The organism is Marinitoga sp. 1197 (genome assembly GCF_001021165.1).
Classification (GTDB): Bacteria; Thermotogota; Thermotogae; order Petrotogales; family Petrotogaceae; genus Marinitoga.
Map to the genome: position 1 here is coordinate 75066 of NZ_AZAY01000025.1, position 17307 is coordinate 92372.

At 26.5% G+C, this 17307-nt stretch carries 19 protein-coding genes and 1 tRNA gene; 7 read left to right on the top strand and 13 right to left on the bottom strand.

All coding sequences use genetic code 11. The annotated features are described in order from the left end of the window. Window positions 1-35: 35 nt before the first annotated feature. Window positions 36-1991 carry an LVIVD repeat-containing protein gene (locus X275_RS07910; RefSeq protein ID WP_047268304.1) on the bottom strand — a complete coding sequence of 652 codons (1956 nt, stop codon included), beginning with the start codon at window positions 1989-1991 and terminating at the stop codon, window positions 36-38. A gap of 129 nt (window positions 1992-2120) precedes the next feature. Here X275_RS07910 and X275_RS07915 point away from each other — a divergent pair, with 129 nt between their 5' ends. From X275_RS07915 to X275_RS07950, 7 genes are all read left to right on the top strand, one after another. Then, entirely contained in the window at window positions 2121-2390 is a 270-nt protein-coding gene (locus X275_RS07915) for an acylphosphatase (protein ID WP_047266182.1), read from the top strand. A gap of 21 nt (window positions 2391-2411) precedes the next feature. Then, window positions 2412-3635 carry an alkaline phosphatase family protein gene (locus tag X275_RS07920; protein ID WP_047268305.1) on the top strand — a complete coding sequence of 408 codons (1224 nt, stop codon included), beginning with the start codon at window positions 2412-2414 and terminating at the stop codon, window positions 3633-3635. Window positions 3636-5080: 1445 nt separating this feature from the next. Continuing rightward, window positions 5081-5156 (top strand) — tRNA-Pro (locus tag X275_RS07930). Between the two features lie 115 nt (window positions 5157-5271). Further along, window positions 5272-7254: a hypothetical protein gene (locus X275_RS07935; RefSeq protein WP_047268307.1), complete on the top strand. Its 1983-nt coding sequence runs from the start codon at window positions 5272-5274 to the stop codon at window positions 7252-7254. Window positions 7255-7336: 82 nt separating this feature from the next. Beyond that, window positions 7337-7906 (top strand): RNA polymerase sigma factor, encoded by a 570-nt coding sequence (locus tag X275_RS07940; RefSeq protein ID WP_231588302.1) that lies wholly within the window; start codon window positions 7337-7339, stop codon window positions 7904-7906. Continuing rightward, entirely contained in the window at window positions 7903-8112 is a 210-nt protein-coding gene (locus X275_RS07945) for a hypothetical protein (RefSeq protein WP_047268309.1), read from the top strand. Before X275_RS07940 ends, X275_RS07945 begins: the two co-directional genes overlap by 4 nt. 1 nt (window position 8113) lies before the next feature. Continuing rightward, window positions 8114-8575: a SoxR reducing system RseC family protein gene (locus tag X275_RS07950; RefSeq protein WP_047268310.1), complete on the top strand. Its 462-nt coding sequence runs from the start codon at window positions 8114-8116 to the stop codon at window positions 8573-8575. 37 nt (window positions 8576-8612) lie between these two features. On the opposite strand, the gene X275_RS07955 is transcribed toward X275_RS07950, so the two are convergent. From X275_RS07955 to X275_RS08010, 12 genes are all read right to left on the bottom strand, one after another. Next, complete coding sequence (locus X275_RS07955; protein WP_047268311.1) at window positions 8613-9854, bottom strand: MFS transporter; 1242 nt, start codon at window positions 9852-9854, stop codon at window positions 8613-8615. A 313-nt stretch (window positions 9855-10167) separates the two neighbouring features. Next, window positions 10168-11466: an asparagine--tRNA ligase gene (asnS, locus tag X275_RS07960; protein ID WP_047268312.1), complete on the bottom strand. Its 1299-nt coding sequence runs from the start codon at window positions 11464-11466 to the stop codon at window positions 10168-10170. A 75-nt stretch (window positions 11467-11541) separates the two neighbouring features. Continuing rightward, window positions 11542-11730 (bottom strand): helix-turn-helix domain-containing protein, encoded by a 189-nt coding sequence (locus X275_RS07965; RefSeq protein WP_047268313.1) that lies wholly within the window; start codon window positions 11728-11730, stop codon window positions 11542-11544. A gap of 326 nt (window positions 11731-12056) precedes the next feature. Continuing rightward, window positions 12057-12674 (bottom strand): zonular occludens toxin domain-containing protein, encoded by a 618-nt coding sequence (locus X275_RS07970; RefSeq protein WP_047268314.1) that lies wholly within the window; start codon window positions 12672-12674, stop codon window positions 12057-12059. Further along, the gene (locus X275_RS07975; RefSeq protein ID WP_047268315.1) at window positions 12671-13045 is read right to left on the bottom strand and encodes a hypothetical protein; all 375 of its coding nucleotides are present in this window, start codon (window positions 13043-13045) and stop codon (window positions 12671-12673) included. Before X275_RS07975 ends, X275_RS07970 begins: the two co-directional genes overlap by 4 nt. A 2-nt stretch (window positions 13046-13047) precedes the next feature. Then, window positions 13048-13707: a helix-turn-helix transcriptional regulator gene (locus X275_RS07980; RefSeq protein WP_047268316.1), complete on the bottom strand. Its 660-nt coding sequence runs from the start codon at window positions 13705-13707 to the stop codon at window positions 13048-13050. A 4-nt stretch (window positions 13708-13711) separates the two neighbouring features. Then, window positions 13712-14182 (bottom strand): hypothetical protein, encoded by a 471-nt coding sequence (locus X275_RS07985; protein WP_047268317.1) that lies wholly within the window; start codon window positions 14180-14182, stop codon window positions 13712-13714. 77 nt (window positions 14183-14259) lie between these two features. Then, window positions 14260-15012, bottom strand: a complete 753-nt coding sequence (locus X275_RS07990; RefSeq protein WP_047268318.1) for a tyrosine-type recombinase/integrase — start codon at window positions 15010-15012, stop codon at window positions 14260-14262. Window positions 15013-15054: 42 nt separating this feature from the next. Then, complete coding sequence (locus X275_RS07995; RefSeq protein WP_047268319.1) at window positions 15055-15309, bottom strand: hypothetical protein; 255 nt, start codon at window positions 15307-15309, stop codon at window positions 15055-15057. Window positions 15310-15324: 15 nt separating this feature from the next. Beyond that, the gene (locus X275_RS08000; protein WP_047268320.1) at window positions 15325-16086 is read right to left on the bottom strand and encodes a hypothetical protein; all 762 of its coding nucleotides are present in this window, start codon (window positions 16084-16086) and stop codon (window positions 15325-15327) included. Between the two features lie 13 nt (window positions 16087-16099). After that, on the bottom strand, window positions 16100-16852 hold the full coding sequence (locus X275_RS08005) for a hypothetical protein (protein WP_047268321.1): 753 nt from the start codon (window positions 16850-16852) through the stop codon (window positions 16100-16102). Continuing rightward, entirely contained in the window at window positions 16831-17307 is a 477-nt protein-coding gene (locus X275_RS08010) for a transglycosylase SLT domain-containing protein (protein WP_047268322.1), read from the bottom strand. Before X275_RS08010 ends, X275_RS08005 begins: the two co-directional genes overlap by 22 nt.

The following is a 17307-nucleotide window of genomic DNA, read 5'->3' on the forward strand; positions in this document are numbered from 1 at the left end:
TGTTCATAAGAAATGAATTCAATATAAATAGATTTTTAGAAATTACCAAAAGTCATCCAGAATAATTTTTTTACAAAAATAGGTTTTTCAGGATTTTGAATGTTAAAAATCATCAATCCGTTTTTTCCATCAGCAACATATAAATAGTTATTTTTTACATATAAATCTTTAGTGTTTCCGGGTGTATCAATAATTGATAAAACTTTTCCAGTATTAATATTAAAAATTGCAAATCCGTTTTCTCCTAAAGCAGCAAATCCTAAATCTTTAAAGATGCGTACTTTTAATATACCATTATTGTTTATTTTTATAACATTTTCAATTGATGGATTTTCAGGATCTTTTATATTTATTATATAAATTCCGGGTTCTCCAACAGGAACAGTTTTATTTTTTAAAACTGTATATTTCCAATCTACAGCCAGATAAGCTTTATTTTTATAAATTTCAATATCTTTTGCAAATCCATTGACTCTAAATTTTGGTAGTAAATGTTTTATGTTTCCATTATCTATTTTAAAAGTTTCAAATCCAACATCGTCTGTAGAAAGGAAAATATATTTATCTTTTTTGGCTAAATCCATGGTTCTACCAATCACTCTATTTATAGAAAGAATTTTTGGCTTATTTTTGTTTGTAATATCTAATATTACTAAATCCTTATAACCATCAGCAATAAATGCTAAATTATTTTCAACTATAAAATTATTAGTATAACCCAGAATAACATTATTGTTTTCTTTTACATCAACATAATTTGATAATAATTTTAAATTTTTCATATTGGATATATCAAAAATAGTGAATCCGTTTTGCCTATCTGCAATGTATGCATAATTGTTATGCGCAAATACACTTACAGCATCATTTAATGTTTTTTCTAATTTCTTTGGCAATAATTTTAAATTTAATGTTTTTCTTGAAGAAAGTTCTTTAGGATTTTCAGGGTTACTAATATCAAAAATTATCAATCCATCTTTTCTATCAGCAGCATATAAATAATTATCTTTTATGTACAAACCTTGAAGATCAGTATGATTATTAAATATTTTTACCAATTCTGGCTTTTGAGGATTAGAAATATTAAAAATTTCCAATCCTCCCCAGTCGTCAGTAACTATTAAATAATTGTCATTTATCATTTTTAGATCAATAGGTGTATTTAAAGTATAATATTGAAAAATTGGCTTTATTTTATCATTTTTATTTTTAGCAGGTTTGTTTATATCTTTTAAATTAAACACTTCTAATCCGTACCATCTATCAGTTACATATAAATAATCACCATATTTTAAAATAGCATTAGCTCCGCCTCCAGTATCAACGGTTTTAACTAAAAAAGGAAGTAATTTAAAAGATATATCAAATATAGAAATTCCTTTTGCTCCATCTAAAGTATAAAGGTATGAACCATCAATATAAATTTTTTGAACATCTCCACCTGTTTTTAAATGTCTCATATATTTATAAGAATTTCCAGATTTTGAATAAATGGCTAGGCCTTTTATACCATCAGCAACATATAAATAATTTTCTGAAAAGGAAAAATCATAAGTTTCACCTATTGAATTAATTCTAAAAGCTTTTGCCACTTTATTTCCACTTATTTTAAATGGAATAATTTCATTATTATATACAGAAACATAAATAATATTTTCGTATTGTTTAATTTGGGTTGGAAAATTTTTAAGAGTAAAAATCTGAAATTTATTGGTTTTTAAATTAATAAAATAGATTTTATTAGACTTTAAGCCAATAACCATAAAATCATTATTTGAAAAAAAAGCTGTAACTTTAGAATCGAAAAATAGTGGTAAATTTTTTATATTAAAAATGTTTGGATATGAGGCAATTAATTTAGGTTTCAATGGGTTCTCAAAATTAATCAAACTAATACCTTCCTCATAACTATTGATAAAAAAAGATTGATTTGCTATCACAAAAATAGACATTATTAAGAACATACTTAAAAGATAAGTTTTTATTTTCATATTTAAAAACTTCCCCCTTTCAAAATTTTATTTTCTTACTTATAGTATACCAGAAAAAAACTAAAATTTGACGTTTTAATATTAAAAATGGTAAAATAATTATAAATATTATTCTTTAGGAGGATGGAAATGTTTGCAAAAAAATACAGAGTATATGGTAGAGTTCAGGGAGTTGGCTTTAGATGGTTTATTAATAAGATTGCAAAATCATTAGATATAAACGGATATGTAATGAACATGTCAGATGGTAGTGTTGAAATATGGGCTGAAGGAAATATTGAAAACATAGAAAATTTAAAACAATACATAATTAAAGGCAATGGATTTTCTTATGTTGAAAATATTATTGAAGATAATGTTTCTCCAAAAGGATATACATATTTTTCAATAAAATATTAATCTTTGAAAGTGGTGATATAAATGTGGGAAAACATTTTAAAAAAAATATATGAAAATAAAGTTGAGGGATTAGGGATATTGCCTCATTATCAAGAGTATTCTATTTTAAATATAATTAATTGGGTTATTTATAATTTTGATGGAATTCCTTTTTATAAACCATATCCAATACCTTATAAAAATAAAAAACACATAGTTTTATTTTTAGTTGACGCAATGAGTTACAATACATTTAAATTAGTGTTAAGAGAAAAGAGAGGTGAATTCAAATATTTAACAAAGAATCAATTTTTTCCGGCAACGTCTGTATTTCCTTCAACAACAGCCAATGCAATTACAACACTGATGACAGCTCAAGCTCCTGCGGATCATGGGATTTTAGGATATACGTTATTTTTAAAAGAATTAGGATCTTTAGTTAATATGATAGATTTTTCTCCATTAGTTGGAGGAAAGGGGGCATTTGAGCCATTTTTGGTAAATGATTTATTAGAAGTAAAAACGATTGATGAAATTTTAGAAAAATTAGAGGTAAAAACATTTACCCATACACATTCAGATATTGTAAATAGCGGATTGAGTAAAATTCATAATAAAGGAAGTAATATAAAAGGGTACAAATCTTTAGTTGAAATGTTTGGTATGGTTTTAGATAAGCTTGAAAGTTTTCATAATACAGGCTATAAATCATTTCAATTTGCATATTATGGTTATGTTGATGGTATTGGTCATAAATATGGGGCAAAAGATATTAAATATAAAACACAAATATACTGGTTTTTAAAAATGTTTGAAGATGAATTTTTGAGTAAAATGGATAAAAAAATACGTGATGATACAATTATTATAATTACAGCAGATCATGGAATGCTCGAAACGCCCTTGATTAAGGAAATAAGATTTTCAAATGAGAGCGAAATCTCCAAATATTTATGGATTCCGCCAGGTGGTGAAATGAGAATGATGTATTTTTATACAAAAAATAAAAAATTCTTTTATGAATTTTTTAATTCAAAATATAAAGACTTTGGTAATCTTATAGATATAGAAGAGGCAGAAAAAATAAATTTGTTTGGAGCAAAACTAAACAATAAATATAAAGAAAGGGTTGGGGATTATGTAATGATATCAAAAAGTAATTATAGTTTTGTTTATAAGTATGGTGGCTCTTTTGTGCATTTAAAAGGAAAACACGGTGGATTATCATTTCATGAAATGATTGTGCCTGTTATAATATTTGGGTAATATAAATAATATTATAAGAAAGATAAAATAAGAAAATATTGTAAATGAAAAAATATTATAAATAAGATTTTTATGTAATAAAAAAGAAAATATAGAGGCTAAAATTCCTCCAATAGAAATCATAAAAAACATATGTTTTATTATAAAATAATATTCATTTACATTAAAAAAAGACACACTATATAATATAGTTGCATTCCATATTATATTTTGAATTGTTATATTTAATAGTATAAAAAATATCAATTGATTTTTGAAAAATGTAAACAAGCTTAAAAAGCTAATAAACATTAGTAGGAAAATCAGGGTAAAGAGGGTATTTCTCATATCAAACTTATTATATAAAAAAGCCGAAACAATGAAACTAAATACAAAAAAACCAGAAAAAAGAATTAAATATAAATTTGAAATTGGGATGTCTTTGAAAACAGTCATTAAAATATATTTAATGTTTATTATAAAAATATAATAACAGCTTCCAATAATTAAGTAAATAGCCATAAACAATATGGATAATGTTTTCTTTTCTATTGAAAAATTATCTAAAGAAACATGTTTGTTATGACGAATATTTGGTAAAAAATTTATACTGATAATTATAAAGACACCATTTATAAGTGAAAAAAAAGCAAATTTCCAGCCTAAAATTTGTACGAAATAATAAGAAAAAAATGCAGCAAAAATAATTCCTGAAGTTCTGCCACTTTCTAAAGCAAAGCTAGTAATATTATGTTTAGATTTATAATAATGGTAATAAAAATTTATATAACCAAATAAATATCCAAAACTAATGCCTGTAATAAATCTAATTATAGAAAAATAAAAAATATTTTTTGAGAAAAAAATAAATATGTTTATTAAAACAGAAACGATTAATAAAAAATAAGTGCTTTTTTTATATTTGATTTTATGGGTGGATATATAAATTCCCAGGCACATGCCAGCAAAAACTGGAATATTCAATAAAGATAAAAATTTTGAGGAAATATTAAAAAAATTTTGTAATTCTACAGAAAGGAATCCTTGAATAACAACACCATATGTAATGTATAAAAAAGTTAGGAAAATAATAGGAAGTAAAATATGTTGTAATGCTTTCATTTTGAATTCATAAAAATATTTGTTCATAATATTCACTCCAATAATAATTTAGATTGTCTAAAAAGTCAAATTCACTCAGACAGCGATTATCCTTAAAATTATTCTTTCTCAGCCGTCGCTCAAACAATACATCGTGTATTGTTTCGCTCAAAATTACATCCATGTAATTTTGACGGCATCCATTCATAATTTTAAGGGCAATCTTCGAGCCTTCGTTTCATTTGAGACTTTTTAGACAGCCTAATAATAATTTAGAACATCTAAAATTATATAATATAGGTAACTAAAAGTCAATAATAAAGTATTGACTAAATAATATAATTATGGTATAATACTCGCGATATCGGGGCGTGGCGCAGATGGGAGCGCGTTTGCATGGGGCGCAAAAGGTCGCTGGTTCAAGTCCAGTCGCCCCGACCAATGCCAACCAGTAAGGTTGGCATTTTTTTATAATTATTAGGAATGACTTTTTATTTTATAGAAGAATAAAAAGGAGAAAATAATAAATTAATTGAGAATTATAGAGGTGATTGAGTTGAGATTAAAACTTATAATATTTGCAATATCTTCATTTATAGTAATAATGACAGGCATAGTTGTGGTACCTATAATATTTAAAAATGAACCACCTTCAATTCCTGAATTATATTCACCAGTTAATGGTGCAACAGAAATACCTGTTAATACAGTTTTTACATGGAATGCAAGTGATCCAGACGGAGATACTTTGACATATGATTTATATCTTTCAACAGATAAAAATAAATTAACCCCAATTGCGTCTGACTTATCTGAAACATCTTTTTCCAAAATATTAAATTATAATAAAACGTATTATTGGAAAGTAGTGGCCAGAGATAAAAAAAGTAAAAGTGAAAGTGAAATTTGGTTTTTTAGTACAGAAAACTCAATACCTTTAAAACCACATTCTCCCAATCCTAAAGATGGAGAGATAAATGTTCCTTTAATAACAACGTTAAGCTGGAAAAGTGAGGATTTAGATGGAGATAAAATATATTATGATGTTTATTTAGGCCGTTCTATAGATACAATGAAACCTATAGCTACCAGCATAGAAGTTCCAACAATAGAAGTTAATTTGAAAGAGAATGCCAGATATTATTGGAAAATAGTGGCAAAAGATGGGCATGGAGGCATTCGTTATGGTGATATATGGGCATTTCAAACAAAATCTGAAAAAAAATTAGGAAAACCATTTGAACCAATACCAACCAATGGAGCAACAAATTTAGAAACAAATATTACATTAAAATGGAAATATGAAGGGAAAGAAGCACTTTTTGATTTGTATCTTGGATTAGAACCACAGAATTTGAATTTAGTTGCACAAAATTTAGGATATCAATTTTATGATATGTCAGTTGATTATGGAAAGGTTTATTATTGGAAAGTTGTAGCAAAATCAGGAAATGAAGAAAAGGAAAGTTCAATATGGAATTTTTCAACAAAGCAATTATTAATAAAAGAACAAGTAACTGAGGAGTCAACCGAAACATCATTAATAACAGTTGAAAGTAGTGTTATAACAATACAATCAACTCAAACAGAAAAGAATATAAATATTGCACAATCAAAAACAAATCAAACACAAAATATTGAAAATAAAAATAAAAAATATGTATATACCACTGGTAGTGGAATAGGGATGTATATTATTGATGTTACAGATCCTGAAAAACCAAAAATAATAAATCATGTATACACCGAAGGATGGGCGGTTGGTTTATATGTAAGAGATAAGCATGCATACATAGCAGATTGGATAAATGGTGTTGTGGTAGCTGATATTAATGATATAAAGAATCCAAAAAAAGTTACAAAATTAGAAACATTTGGGAAAGTTTATTCGATATTTGTAAAAAAAGATGTGGCATATATTTTAGAAGGAAGTTCAGGAATGGAAATTGCTAAAATAGAAAAAGATTATTCATTAAAAACTATGAGTTATCTTGAATTGCAAGGGGCATCGGGAAGGATATTTGTAGAAAATAATTATGCATATATACCAATGGGATATGATGGATTTGTTATTGTAGATGTTTCTGATGAGAAAATTCCGAAGCTATTGAGTTATTTTGACGCAGAAGGATTCGCATATAATGTTGTGGTGGAAAATGATATAGCTTATCTGGCAGATGGAGGTAAAGGGTTAAAAATAATAAATGTAAAGGATAAGAAACATCCAAAATTAGTATCTAAATTAACTCTTGAATCAGAATGGGCGAGGGTATTTGTCTCAAATGATATAGTTTTTTATGCACAAGGTAATAAAGGATTTTCCTTAATAGATGTTTCTAATAAATCAAAGCCAATATTATTAACGACTATTGATACAAAAGGTTTTTGTTATGGAGGATATATAAGAGATAATTATTTATATGTAGCAGATGGTGAAAATGGGCTTTTAATATACGATATATCTGATCCTGAAAAACCAATTTTATTATCGAATTTAACAAATTTATATTTACAGAATATTATATTAGAAGTTAAATAATATTGAACTAAATTAAATATATTTAGTCTAAAAATATGATGAGACCTCTTTTGTGGTATAATTAAAAAAAGGCCACAGAGAGGTGATTTTCTTGAATGAAAAAAAATTGGTAGAAAAATTAAAAAAGAAAGACAAAGAAGCATTTGAAGAATTATATAATATATATGCGCCAAGAATATATGTAACATTAAAGAAATTTGTTGATATAAGTGAAATAGAAGATGCTCTTCAAGAAGTTTTTTTTAAAATTTTTAAGGGAATACATACATTTAGAGGAGATTCTAAATTATCCACATGGATATATCAGGTTACTGTAAATGTAGGGAAAGATTATATTAGAAAGAAAAAGAAAAACATAGTTGAAAATATAGATTTAACAGAAAATTATACAGAAGGATTTGGATTACAACCAGAAGCTGATGTAAATGTGTCCAGTGAAGTATTAAATGAAATGGAAATGGATAAAATAACAAAAATAATGGATAAACTTTCTGAAGAAGATAGACTTTTAATAAAGTTGAGGGATATAGATGGGTTAAGTTATGATGAAATTGCCGAAAAATTAAATAAACCATTGGGAAGTGTAAAAAGCCGGTTGCATTATGCAAGAAAAAAATTCCAAAAACTCTTGAAGGAGGAAAATCTTGTATGATTGATGAAAGAAGATATGATTTATTAAATAAAATACTTGATGGAGAATACATTGAACAAATGGATCAATCATTGGAAGATGAAATTGAAAAATATAAAATGTATGTAAAAGCATATTTTCTTTCACAGGAAAGCTATGCTATTGTTAATAGATGTAAAAAAACAATAATATCTAAAATTATTGTAAATTTAGATATGGAGGATTAAAATGAGAGAAATATTTATTGTTAATTCTATTGAAGGAGAAAAAGTAAAATTAATGAGTACGAGAAGTTCAAGTTGCGAAAGTTGTTCGCTAAATGGTGCATGTAATTTAACTGGTAGCAATAGTGAAAGGTTAATGACAATTGAAAAAAAGGAGTTTAGAAAGATTCCAGATATAGGTGATTACGTGGTAATTGAAATACCAGATTTTTCAATCTCAAAAATATCATTTATAATTTATGGTTTTCCTTTAACTTTATTTATAGCCTTGTTGCTAATAACATATACTTTAACCAAAAACGATACACAGGCATTTGTCGCAGGGATAGTTGGGTTGGCAATTGCTTATGGTATCATAGCATATGTGGATAGGACAGTTTTTAAAAAGAAATATAAACCAGCTGTTGTTGAAGTATTGCCAAAATCGAAAAATTTTGATTTAAAATTAGGAATAATCAATAATTAAAAATACCCACCAGGTTGTGGGTATTTTTTATAAATATTCATCTCTTTTTTTGAGAAATAAAGAATAAATTTATCAATAAAAAACTAGAAGAAATTATCATAAGGGCAATACCCACATTAAATTTATCAGATAAAAATCCAACTATAGGAACTATAATAGCAGCTAGAATGGTTTTTAATTGTGATTCTGCAGATAAAACAGAAGCCAAAATATTACTATTGATATTTTCAGAAATATATGCAACTCCTATAGGTCGTCTTAAATTTTCAATTAAATATATTCCAAGATAAAAAATAATTGATATAAATAACCAATTTGAATTATAGGTAAATCCGCTTATAATACCAAAAATAAAACCTAAATTCATTGTAATAAGTAATGGATTTAAAAGGTTTTTAAAATGTTCCGAAAATTTTCCAGATTTTCTTGAAAAAAATGAAGTGAGTAAATAAATTATAAAATAAACTATACCAATTACAATAGCCGAGCGCTTTTCATTTTCTAGATACATAAAAATAGGTAGAGATAGTGCAAATGTTTTTAATACTGGTTGTAAAAAGTCTTTTATAGCAGAATAAAAGCCGCTATATGTTGCAGTTAAAAGAATACTCCTGAATAAATTAAAACTTTTAAAAGACATAGCAAATTCATATATCACGCATGAAAAAGATTGTTTAAAATTTTTCCAGTTGAATTCTTTTAATTCTCCGTCAAGCTCTTTAGGATAAGTTAGCATTAAAATCAAATCAAGAACATAGGGGATGACAGAAATTAAAAATACAGTTTGGTAATTCCCAGAATAAAAAACAATTCCAGCCGCAAGCAGTGAAGAAATAGCCGATCCTAATTGAGAACAAGAACGCGTATTTCCATAGTAGTAAACCTTCAAATTCTGCCAGCCTTTTATTTTTAAATACTCCAAAATCATTGCTTTATGAGTTCCAGATCTAAAAGCTTCTCCAAAAGCATATAAAATCATAGAAAAAGCAAATAAATAGAAGCTTTTAGAAATATAGAAAATCAAAAAAGAAATGATATAACTTGAAAAAGAAAATACCATCGAGCGGCGTCTTCCAATAGAATCTGCAACAATACCTGTTGGTATTTCGAGTATATTTGTAGAAATCTTCATTACAGAATATAATAATCCTATTTGAAAATAAGATAATCCCTTTTCTAAAAAGAATAAAATTAGAAATGGCTCGAAAAATCTTAAATTTTTCAGAAAACCGTATGCACAAAATTTATAAAATTGAAGGTCCTTGAATTTTTTGTCCATAATTTCACCCCTGAAAATAAACTTTGTATAATCATTAGAATATGATATTCAAGAAATCAGATTTACTCACAAAAATTTTCCACGCCATATTTTTTATGATACCACTTTCTCACTTTTTCTCCAAATCTCAATTGGTGTGTGTTAAAAAACTATATATAAAATATAAAGAAATATTGAATATTATATAATATAAAAAACCCCGTTAAACGGGGGGTTAATAAATAATTTATTTTGAACATTTTAGAATTAAAGTTACTCTAAAGCAACATTGTAATTAATTTTTGAACAGAGGTGTTATATCAAATATAAAATATTAAGGATAAACCCTGTATAATGTTCTTGCAAAAGGAATTGCTTCTCTAATATGTTTTAATCCGCAAATCCATGCAACGGTTCTTTCAATACCAAGACCAAATCCACTATGTGGAACAGAACCAAATTTTCTTAAATCAAGATACCATTGATATTCTTCAACAGGTAAATTGTTTTCTTTTAATCTTTCTATAAGAACATCTTCCTGCCAGATTCTCTCTGAAGCACCTATTATTTCGCCATATCCTTCTGGAGCTATCATGTCATCACATAAAACAACATCCGGATTTTCTGGATCTGGTTGCATATAAAATGCTTTTACTGATTTTGGATATTTTTCAATAATTACAGGTCTATCAAATTCTTCGGAAATTAAAGTTTCATCATCCGCACCTAAATCTTCACCCCATTCAATATCTGATCCTTTTTTATTCAATAATTTTATAGCTTCTGTATATGTAATTCGAGGAAATGGAGCTTCAATTTTTTCTAACTTACTGATATCCCTATCAAGTGCAACTAAATTTTCAGAAGCATTTTCTAAAACTTTTTTTACAATATATGATACTAAATCTTCTTGCAATTTCATATTATCTTCATGTTTGTAATATGCAACTTCAGCCTCATTCATCCAAAATTCTATTAAATGTCTTCGGGTTTTCGATTTTTCTGCTCTAAAAGTTGGCCCTAAATTATATACCTTCCCTAAAGACATTGCAGCAGCTTCGAGATATAATTGACCTGTCTGGGCGAGATAAACCTTTCCATAATCAAAATATTCTATTTCAAATGTATTTCCTGCACTCTCTCCTATTGATCCTGTGAATATAGGTGTATCAATTAAAATAAAATCATTGTTATTATAAAATTCCCTAATAGCTTTAATGATTTCGTGTCTTACTTTTAAAATGTGAAATTGTCTTCTTGATCTGAGCCATAAATGTCTATGTTCCATCAAAAAGTCTATTCCATGTTCTTTTTTGGAAATTGGATAGTCTTCAACAGGGTTATGAATAATTTCAACTTCGTCTATATGTAACTCAAAACCAACAGGTGATCTTTGATCTTCAACCACAGTACCTCTGACGATTAAAGAACTTTCCATTTTTAATTTCTTTACTTGTTGATATTTTTCTTCACCTAATGTAGCTTTTTCAACAATCCCCTGGACAAATCCAGTACCATCTCTTAACTGCAAAAAGGCTATTTTTCCACTTGCTCTTTTATTCCATAACCATCCTCTAAACTCAATCTTTTTACCAATATACTTTTTCATATCCTTTATATATACCCATTCCATTTTTCTCCCTCCCAAAATTTTAGTTTTTATATATTATAACATATTCTATGTTATAATCCGTAGAAATTTTTTTATTTATTCTCCTGTATCTTGCTTAAATAAAAGATTTTTAATATCTTCTTCCTTTACATAATATACATTTCCAACTTTATAACTTTTTAGTTTTTTTTCTTTTATCCAACGACGTATAGTTTCCGGATGTTTATTCAACATACTACCAGCTTCTTTTAAAGTAAAAAATTTTATACCTTCTAATTCAATCATATTTACACCTCCTTTGTATAGTTTTGTATAACTAAATCAATATAATTATATATTTTTATACATAAAAAATCAAGTCTTATTTTCTTTATTAACAAAATCTTAATAAAATCTTTTACGGTATTTATATACTGTATTTATGTATTTAGGAGTACGAAAAGTCTTTTGAATAGTGAATTAACAATGTTAAGGTGGTACATTTATTGTACCACCTGTGGTACAGTCAATGAACCACCTTAATAAAAGGTGGTTCAATAAATGAACCACCTTGGAGGTAAAAAAATATGAAGGTGGTACATTCAGTGAACCACCTTCATAAAAGTGTAACATTAAAGAACTTTATCATTTTTAGCAATTTCATAATTACCTCTCCAGGTATCAATTATTATACATTCATATTTATTTAACTGTTCCATGATCTTTTTATCGACCCCATATTTTCTTGCAGTTTCAAGTTCATTTAATTCAAAAAATTTAAAAAGTATGAGGATATGAGCTTGCTTAATAGCAGCTTTATTAATATCGCTAAATTGTTGAGTAACAAAAATTATATCAATACCTCTTTTTCTTGCGGTTTTAACAAGTTTTTCAAGCTCGATAGGATTTTTTTTCAATGGATAAAACATATGAGCTTCATCTATTAATAAGACAATATTACCAGTATTCCAGACAGAACGAGAAAAACGGTTTATAAAATTAAATAAAAGAGAATCATCAATATATTCTGTTTCAATAATGAGTCTATTAAAAGAGTTTATAAGTTTATCTGTATTGATTTTATCTGCAATTTCATCATTTAACTGTAAAAGTTTCATATTGCCAAGTTTCAAATGGTCATGAGAATTATCCAGGACAAATAATTTTTTATCTTCTGCTAATTCATTGGCCAATTTTCTTGCAAGATAACTTTTACCTGATCCTGATTTTCCAAGAATAGTATAAATCATTCTTCCACCTGCCCTGGTAAATTTGGTAAAGCTGGAGTAATAAAGCCATTACCTATAATTCCAACAATACCAAGAGTAATAACCATTTTAGGACTCATTTTTCGTATAGAAAGAGTGTTAATAGCTTCCTTAAATCCAAGCATTTTTAAAAAAGCGAAAGTACTTTGCTTATATCTTTCAACAAAAGTAGGATCATTAATTTTTCTAATATTAGCAATTTGAGAACCGATAAATTCAATACCCATTTCAATAGTCATATCATCGAATTGAAAATTACTCATAAGATCATTTTCTAATACTTCTTGTGAATTATCATCCATAATATTATTAAACTCATTTTCATTGATAACAGCATCATTAATATTTTCCATAACTATAACCCCCTTCTAAATTGTGCAAAAGGATCTATATTTTCATTTTCTTGTATTATGGGAACATCAATAGCATTATTTAAATAATTATTATTACTATTTTTCTGCATAAAAGCAACAATGAAACCAACGAAAATAGCAATAGAAAAAGGCTTCAATAATTCGATAAAATCATCTTTTTTTATTATTTGAGATGTATTCTTTTTTTCTTCTACATTCTCTTCCATATCAGAAAAATTCTCATAAAAAGTAGCTTTAGATTCTCTCACAGCCTGTCTTAAAATTACTGGCATTGCAGATTTCTTTATTTCCATTTCTTCTATCACCTCAGATTCTTTTTTTTCTTTTAAGTCATTATCAAAACTTTTCTTATTTTTTAGATCTTCTTTTAATTTTTCGATTAAATATTTTTTCTCCTCGTAATACTTTGCTGCTATTTCTTGAGCTGATTTAACCTTTTCTTCATATGTTTGAACGGATCTATCTATATTTTGAAAGAAAAAAGAAGGTAATTCTAAATCATCCTCGAACTTCTCAAGTTGTTTTAAATGATGTTGAATAGAATTTTTATGCAAATCTAATGCGTTTGCAATCTGTCCAAAAGAGAGATTATAACGTCTCATAAAATAAATGCTAATAGCTTCTAAATCATAAAACTTCACAAAATCACCCCCGCAATATTTTAAAAATAATAAACCCCATTAAAAAAATACCAAGAGAACCTATCAAAATACTTGCTCCTGTACTTTTGCCAACAAGTTTTAATTCATCAGCATTTTTAGCAATTACATCAATTACACGTATAGTTATAGCTTCAACTGCAAAAGTACCTACAAATATAGTAACTAATATAGCAAATACCCATTTAGCAGCAAGATTTACATTTGTACTTGTTTGAAAAATATCACCTTTTTTTATATTCAACTCTTTAGCCTTAGGTGTTGGAGACAATCCAAGGCTATACATAATTTTTAGTCCATTATCGTAATCTCTAACATCAAGCATATTAAATCCTTTTAAAATCCAACCTTTACGCCTAAATTCTGCATCTAATTTAAGATAAATATTATTAGTAGCGGCATAAACATTTGCAACTGAATTCATTTCAGGTAAAATAACATCAATAATCAATTCCATTCTCTCACCTCTCAATACTACATATTGTATTAACATAATAATTACATACTAAATATATCATAAAAAAATATAAAATGTCAAATAAGTTTGACATCATTTGAAGAAAATTTAAGATAAATCGAAGTTGTATTTAAATTTGAATGGCCTAAAAGAGCTTGAATAGCATTGATGGGTATCCCTTTATTTATCATTGATACAGCAAAAGAATGCCTCAACTTATGAACACTAACATCTTTTTCTATACCAGCTTTTTTAGCTGCAATTTTAATTTCTCTTTGAATAGATCTTTTACATGGTAAAACTTCAATCTGATAAAATAAATCTTTTATTTTCTTATCAACTTTTAAAACTCTTTCTTTATTACCTTTACCGATAACACGCATAATATATGTATTATTATTTAATTTTTCAAATTCAAGATTATACAGTTCTGACAATCTAATACCGGTTTTATATATAAATTCAAAGATATAGCGATATGGAACTCGTGAATTTTTAATTAATTTTTTAATTTCCTTTTCTGTTAAAAAACGTGGTAAAGCATTATATTTAGGGGGTTTTAGGTTATCCCAAAACTTTTTTTTAATTTTTCCATGATCATACAAATAATTCAAAAAAGATCTAACTATAGTAATTTTTCGAGCTATAGTATTTGGTTTTTGATTTTTAATTTTTTTCATGAATAAATTTAAACCCTGCATTGAAGCAGGGTTTTTAATATTAGAAAATTCGTTTAAAACCTGTCTATAATTTTTCAAAGTACTTGAATTTACATTTTTTATTAAAGATAATTCATTTAAAAAACTCTCAATATATTTATTAATACGCATTTCAATCACCTGTCATAAAATGTATATTTTGTGAAAATTGAATTATTCATATAAATCTATTTTGTCTGTATCTGTTAGCCAAGTATCTGGCAATACTGCTGGATCATAGGAAATAGTTAAGGCTTCAGGATCAGTCATAACAGATAAATTATGATTTGTGAATAATATAGAAACATTAGTATAATTAGGATTTACGATACCGCCTTTTCCTGTAATTTCATCTCTTGATCGATACTTAACATCTTTTATGTAAAATAAAATCTTTTTATCTGCTTTTTTAAACATTATTGCATTCATATAATTTCACCTCCGTCATAATATTGTATGGGCATCATATTTAGTAGCAATTAATGCTGTATCAAAAGTTATACTAGAATCATAGGAATTTAAACCTCCATAATTTTTTAGATGATAGTTATTATTATTAAAAGTTGTTCCTCCATCAAATAGACACTGAGAACCGGTATTTTCTATAGGTGAAGAACCGGAACTAGAAAAATTTTTTAACATAGTATTTCTGATTACTGCAGTTGTGTAATAAAATAATAATCCTCGAATGTTATTATTAATTGAATTATTACCATCTATAATACAATTACGGATAAAAATTAAACTCTTTGAATAAAACTGAACTATAAAAGAATTTTCTACATCATTTGGTTTTAAAGTTATATTATATATATTAATTCTTGGAATATTAAAAGTTAAAATTTTTAACTGTCCTATTAAAACTGTTTGATTATTATCTAAACCATCAAAATTTAAATTATAAATATATTTATTAAGTTGAGATATATTTTCTGAAATATTATGAATTCCATTTTTAATCATCACATTTACAGATCCTAATAAAATATCTGGTAAATCATTAAGTAATTTTGCCAAAGTTTTATATGGCTTTATATCACTACCTGTAGCAATTGTATCATCACCATTTGTAGGATCCCAATATAATGTTTTATTTCCTTTGTATATATACCCATCTATTTTTTGAGTTAATACTTCTAAATCATTTTTATTAGCAATATCAGCCATGTTTATAACTGGTAAATTTCCAAATGGGTTAAATCCCATAATTTCACCTCACTTATAATATTTTTCCAAGGATATAACTTAAAGTTGCAATAGAACCAAATTTCAAGAAATTACTTACTTTTGTTTTGCTTTCATATTCAGAATTTCTATACAAATGATGTCTAAGTTCATTTATCGCTTTTGTTGGTGTTGCAACTTGTAAGCTATATTTATAATCTTTATTATCAAAGACATCTGATTTTTTATACTTATAATGGATAAAACCATCTTTTAATTCAATAGAAAGCATTACATATGCATAAATTGGGAAATAAATATCGCTCAAATAGCTTAAAATCCCTTTTAATGAATTTGTATAAACGTATGCTTGATAATCTGTAAGGATCTTTTCATCGATTATACTAGTTGCATGAGCTCCGATAATTTTATCTTTGTTCCCAAAAAAAACAACTATTAAATTCACATTATCAACCTTTTCACCTAAAGCAATTGCAACAGCATTATAAAATCTATGTATATCCTCACAATCACCTTTTAACGAATAGATAGTTGCTCTTGCTGTTTGCATCAAATCTTCATGTTTTTGTGAAAGTAATTTTGTAGTAAATTCATCATCAGAATACCTTAAAAGATAGAATAAATAAGGAATATCATTTAAAGTTTTGATCGCTATATTGTATTTTTTTAGTTGTTCTATAAATGCTTTTGTTGTTTCTATTTCATTTAAGCCTGTTTCAACATCAAAAGGCTTTGTTTTAATAAATTTATCTTCTACAATTTCTTTTAAATCTTTAAGAGTCCACATTGTATCAACTCCAATGCAATTAGCTTACCTTTTCTAATATTAGAAATATAAATCAGAGTTTCTTTATCTTGTTTATTCACGAAATTTAATTTAAATCTACTCTTTGCTCCCATTAATCCGTAATGATACAAAATAGCCAATCTTTCAAAATCGCTTAAATATTGATAAAATTTTGTATTTTTGTATTCATCAAGCTTGTATAAATCCATTTCTTCAATTAAATCTAAAAAATTGCATACAACTTTTGTTGCAATAATAGGATCAAATATATTCATATCTTCTGCTCTAACTCTTTTAATTGCCCATGGGGTCATTTGATAAAGTCCAACCGCATTTGTTGCGGGGTTACGTGCGGTTGGATTAAAAGAACTTTCTGCAAAAGCTAAAGATAATATATCAAGGGGGGGATATTTTTTTACAGATGCTATTATATTGAACAATTCTTTTAATTTCAT

What these genes read in the sequence shown, in the direction of transcription:
- X275_RS07910 (WP_047268304.1), bottom strand. Translation starts at nt 1,991, where the DNA reads ATGAAAATAAAAACTTATCTTTTAAGTATGTTCTTAATAATGTCTATT.
- X275_RS07915 (WP_047266182.1), top strand. Translation starts at nt 2,121, where the DNA reads ATGTTTGCAAAAAAATACAGAGTATATGGTAGAGTTCAGGGAGTTGGC.
- X275_RS07920 (WP_047268305.1), top strand. Translation starts at nt 2,412, where the DNA reads ATGTGGGAAAACATTTTAAAAAAAATATATGAAAATAAAGTTGAGGGA.
- X275_RS07945 (WP_047268309.1), top strand. Translation starts at nt 7,903, where the DNA reads ATGATTGATGAAAGAAGATATGATTTATTAAATAAAATACTTGATGGA.
- X275_RS07950 (WP_047268310.1), top strand. Translation starts at nt 8,114, where the DNA reads ATGAGAGAAATATTTATTGTTAATTCTATTGAAGGAGAAAAAGTAAAA.
- X275_RS07955 (WP_047268311.1), bottom strand. Translation starts at nt 9,854, where the DNA reads ATGGACAAAAAATTCAAGGACCTTCAATTTTATAAATTTTGTGCATAC.
- asnS (WP_047268312.1), bottom strand. Translation starts at nt 11,466, where the DNA reads ATGGAATGGGTATATATAAAGGATATGAAAAAGTATATTGGTAAAAAG.
- X275_RS07965 (WP_047268313.1), bottom strand. Translation starts at nt 11,730, where the DNA reads ATGATTGAATTAGAAGGTATAAAATTTTTTACTTTAAAAGAAGCTGGT.
- X275_RS07970 (WP_047268314.1), bottom strand. Translation starts at nt 12,674, where the DNA reads ATGATTTATACTATTCTTGGAAAATCAGGATCAGGTAAAAGTTATCTT.
- X275_RS07975 (WP_047268315.1), bottom strand. Translation starts at nt 13,045, where the DNA reads ATGGAAAATATTAATGATGCTGTTATCAATGAAAATGAGTTTAATAAT.
- X275_RS07985 (WP_047268317.1), bottom strand. Translation starts at nt 14,182, where the DNA reads ATGGAATTGATTATTGATGTTATTTTACCTGAAATGAATTCAGTTGCA.
- X275_RS07990 (WP_047268318.1), bottom strand. Translation starts at nt 15,012, where the DNA reads ATGCGTATTAATAAATATATTGAGAGTTTTTTAAATGAATTATCTTTA.
- X275_RS07995 (WP_047268319.1), bottom strand. Translation starts at nt 15,309, where the DNA reads ATGAATGCAATAATGTTTAAAAAAGCAGATAAAAAGATTTTATTTTAC.
- X275_RS08000 (WP_047268320.1), bottom strand. Translation starts at nt 16,086, where the DNA reads ATGGGATTTAACCCATTTGGAAATTTACCAGTTATAAACATGGCTGAT.
- X275_RS08005 (WP_047268321.1), bottom strand. Translation starts at nt 16,852, where the DNA reads ATGTGGACTCTTAAAGATTTAAAAGAAATTGTAGAAGATAAATTTATT.
- X275_RS08010 (WP_047268322.1), bottom strand. Translation starts at nt 17,307, where the DNA reads ATGAAATTAAAAGAATTGTTCAATATAATAGCATCTGTAAAAAAATAT.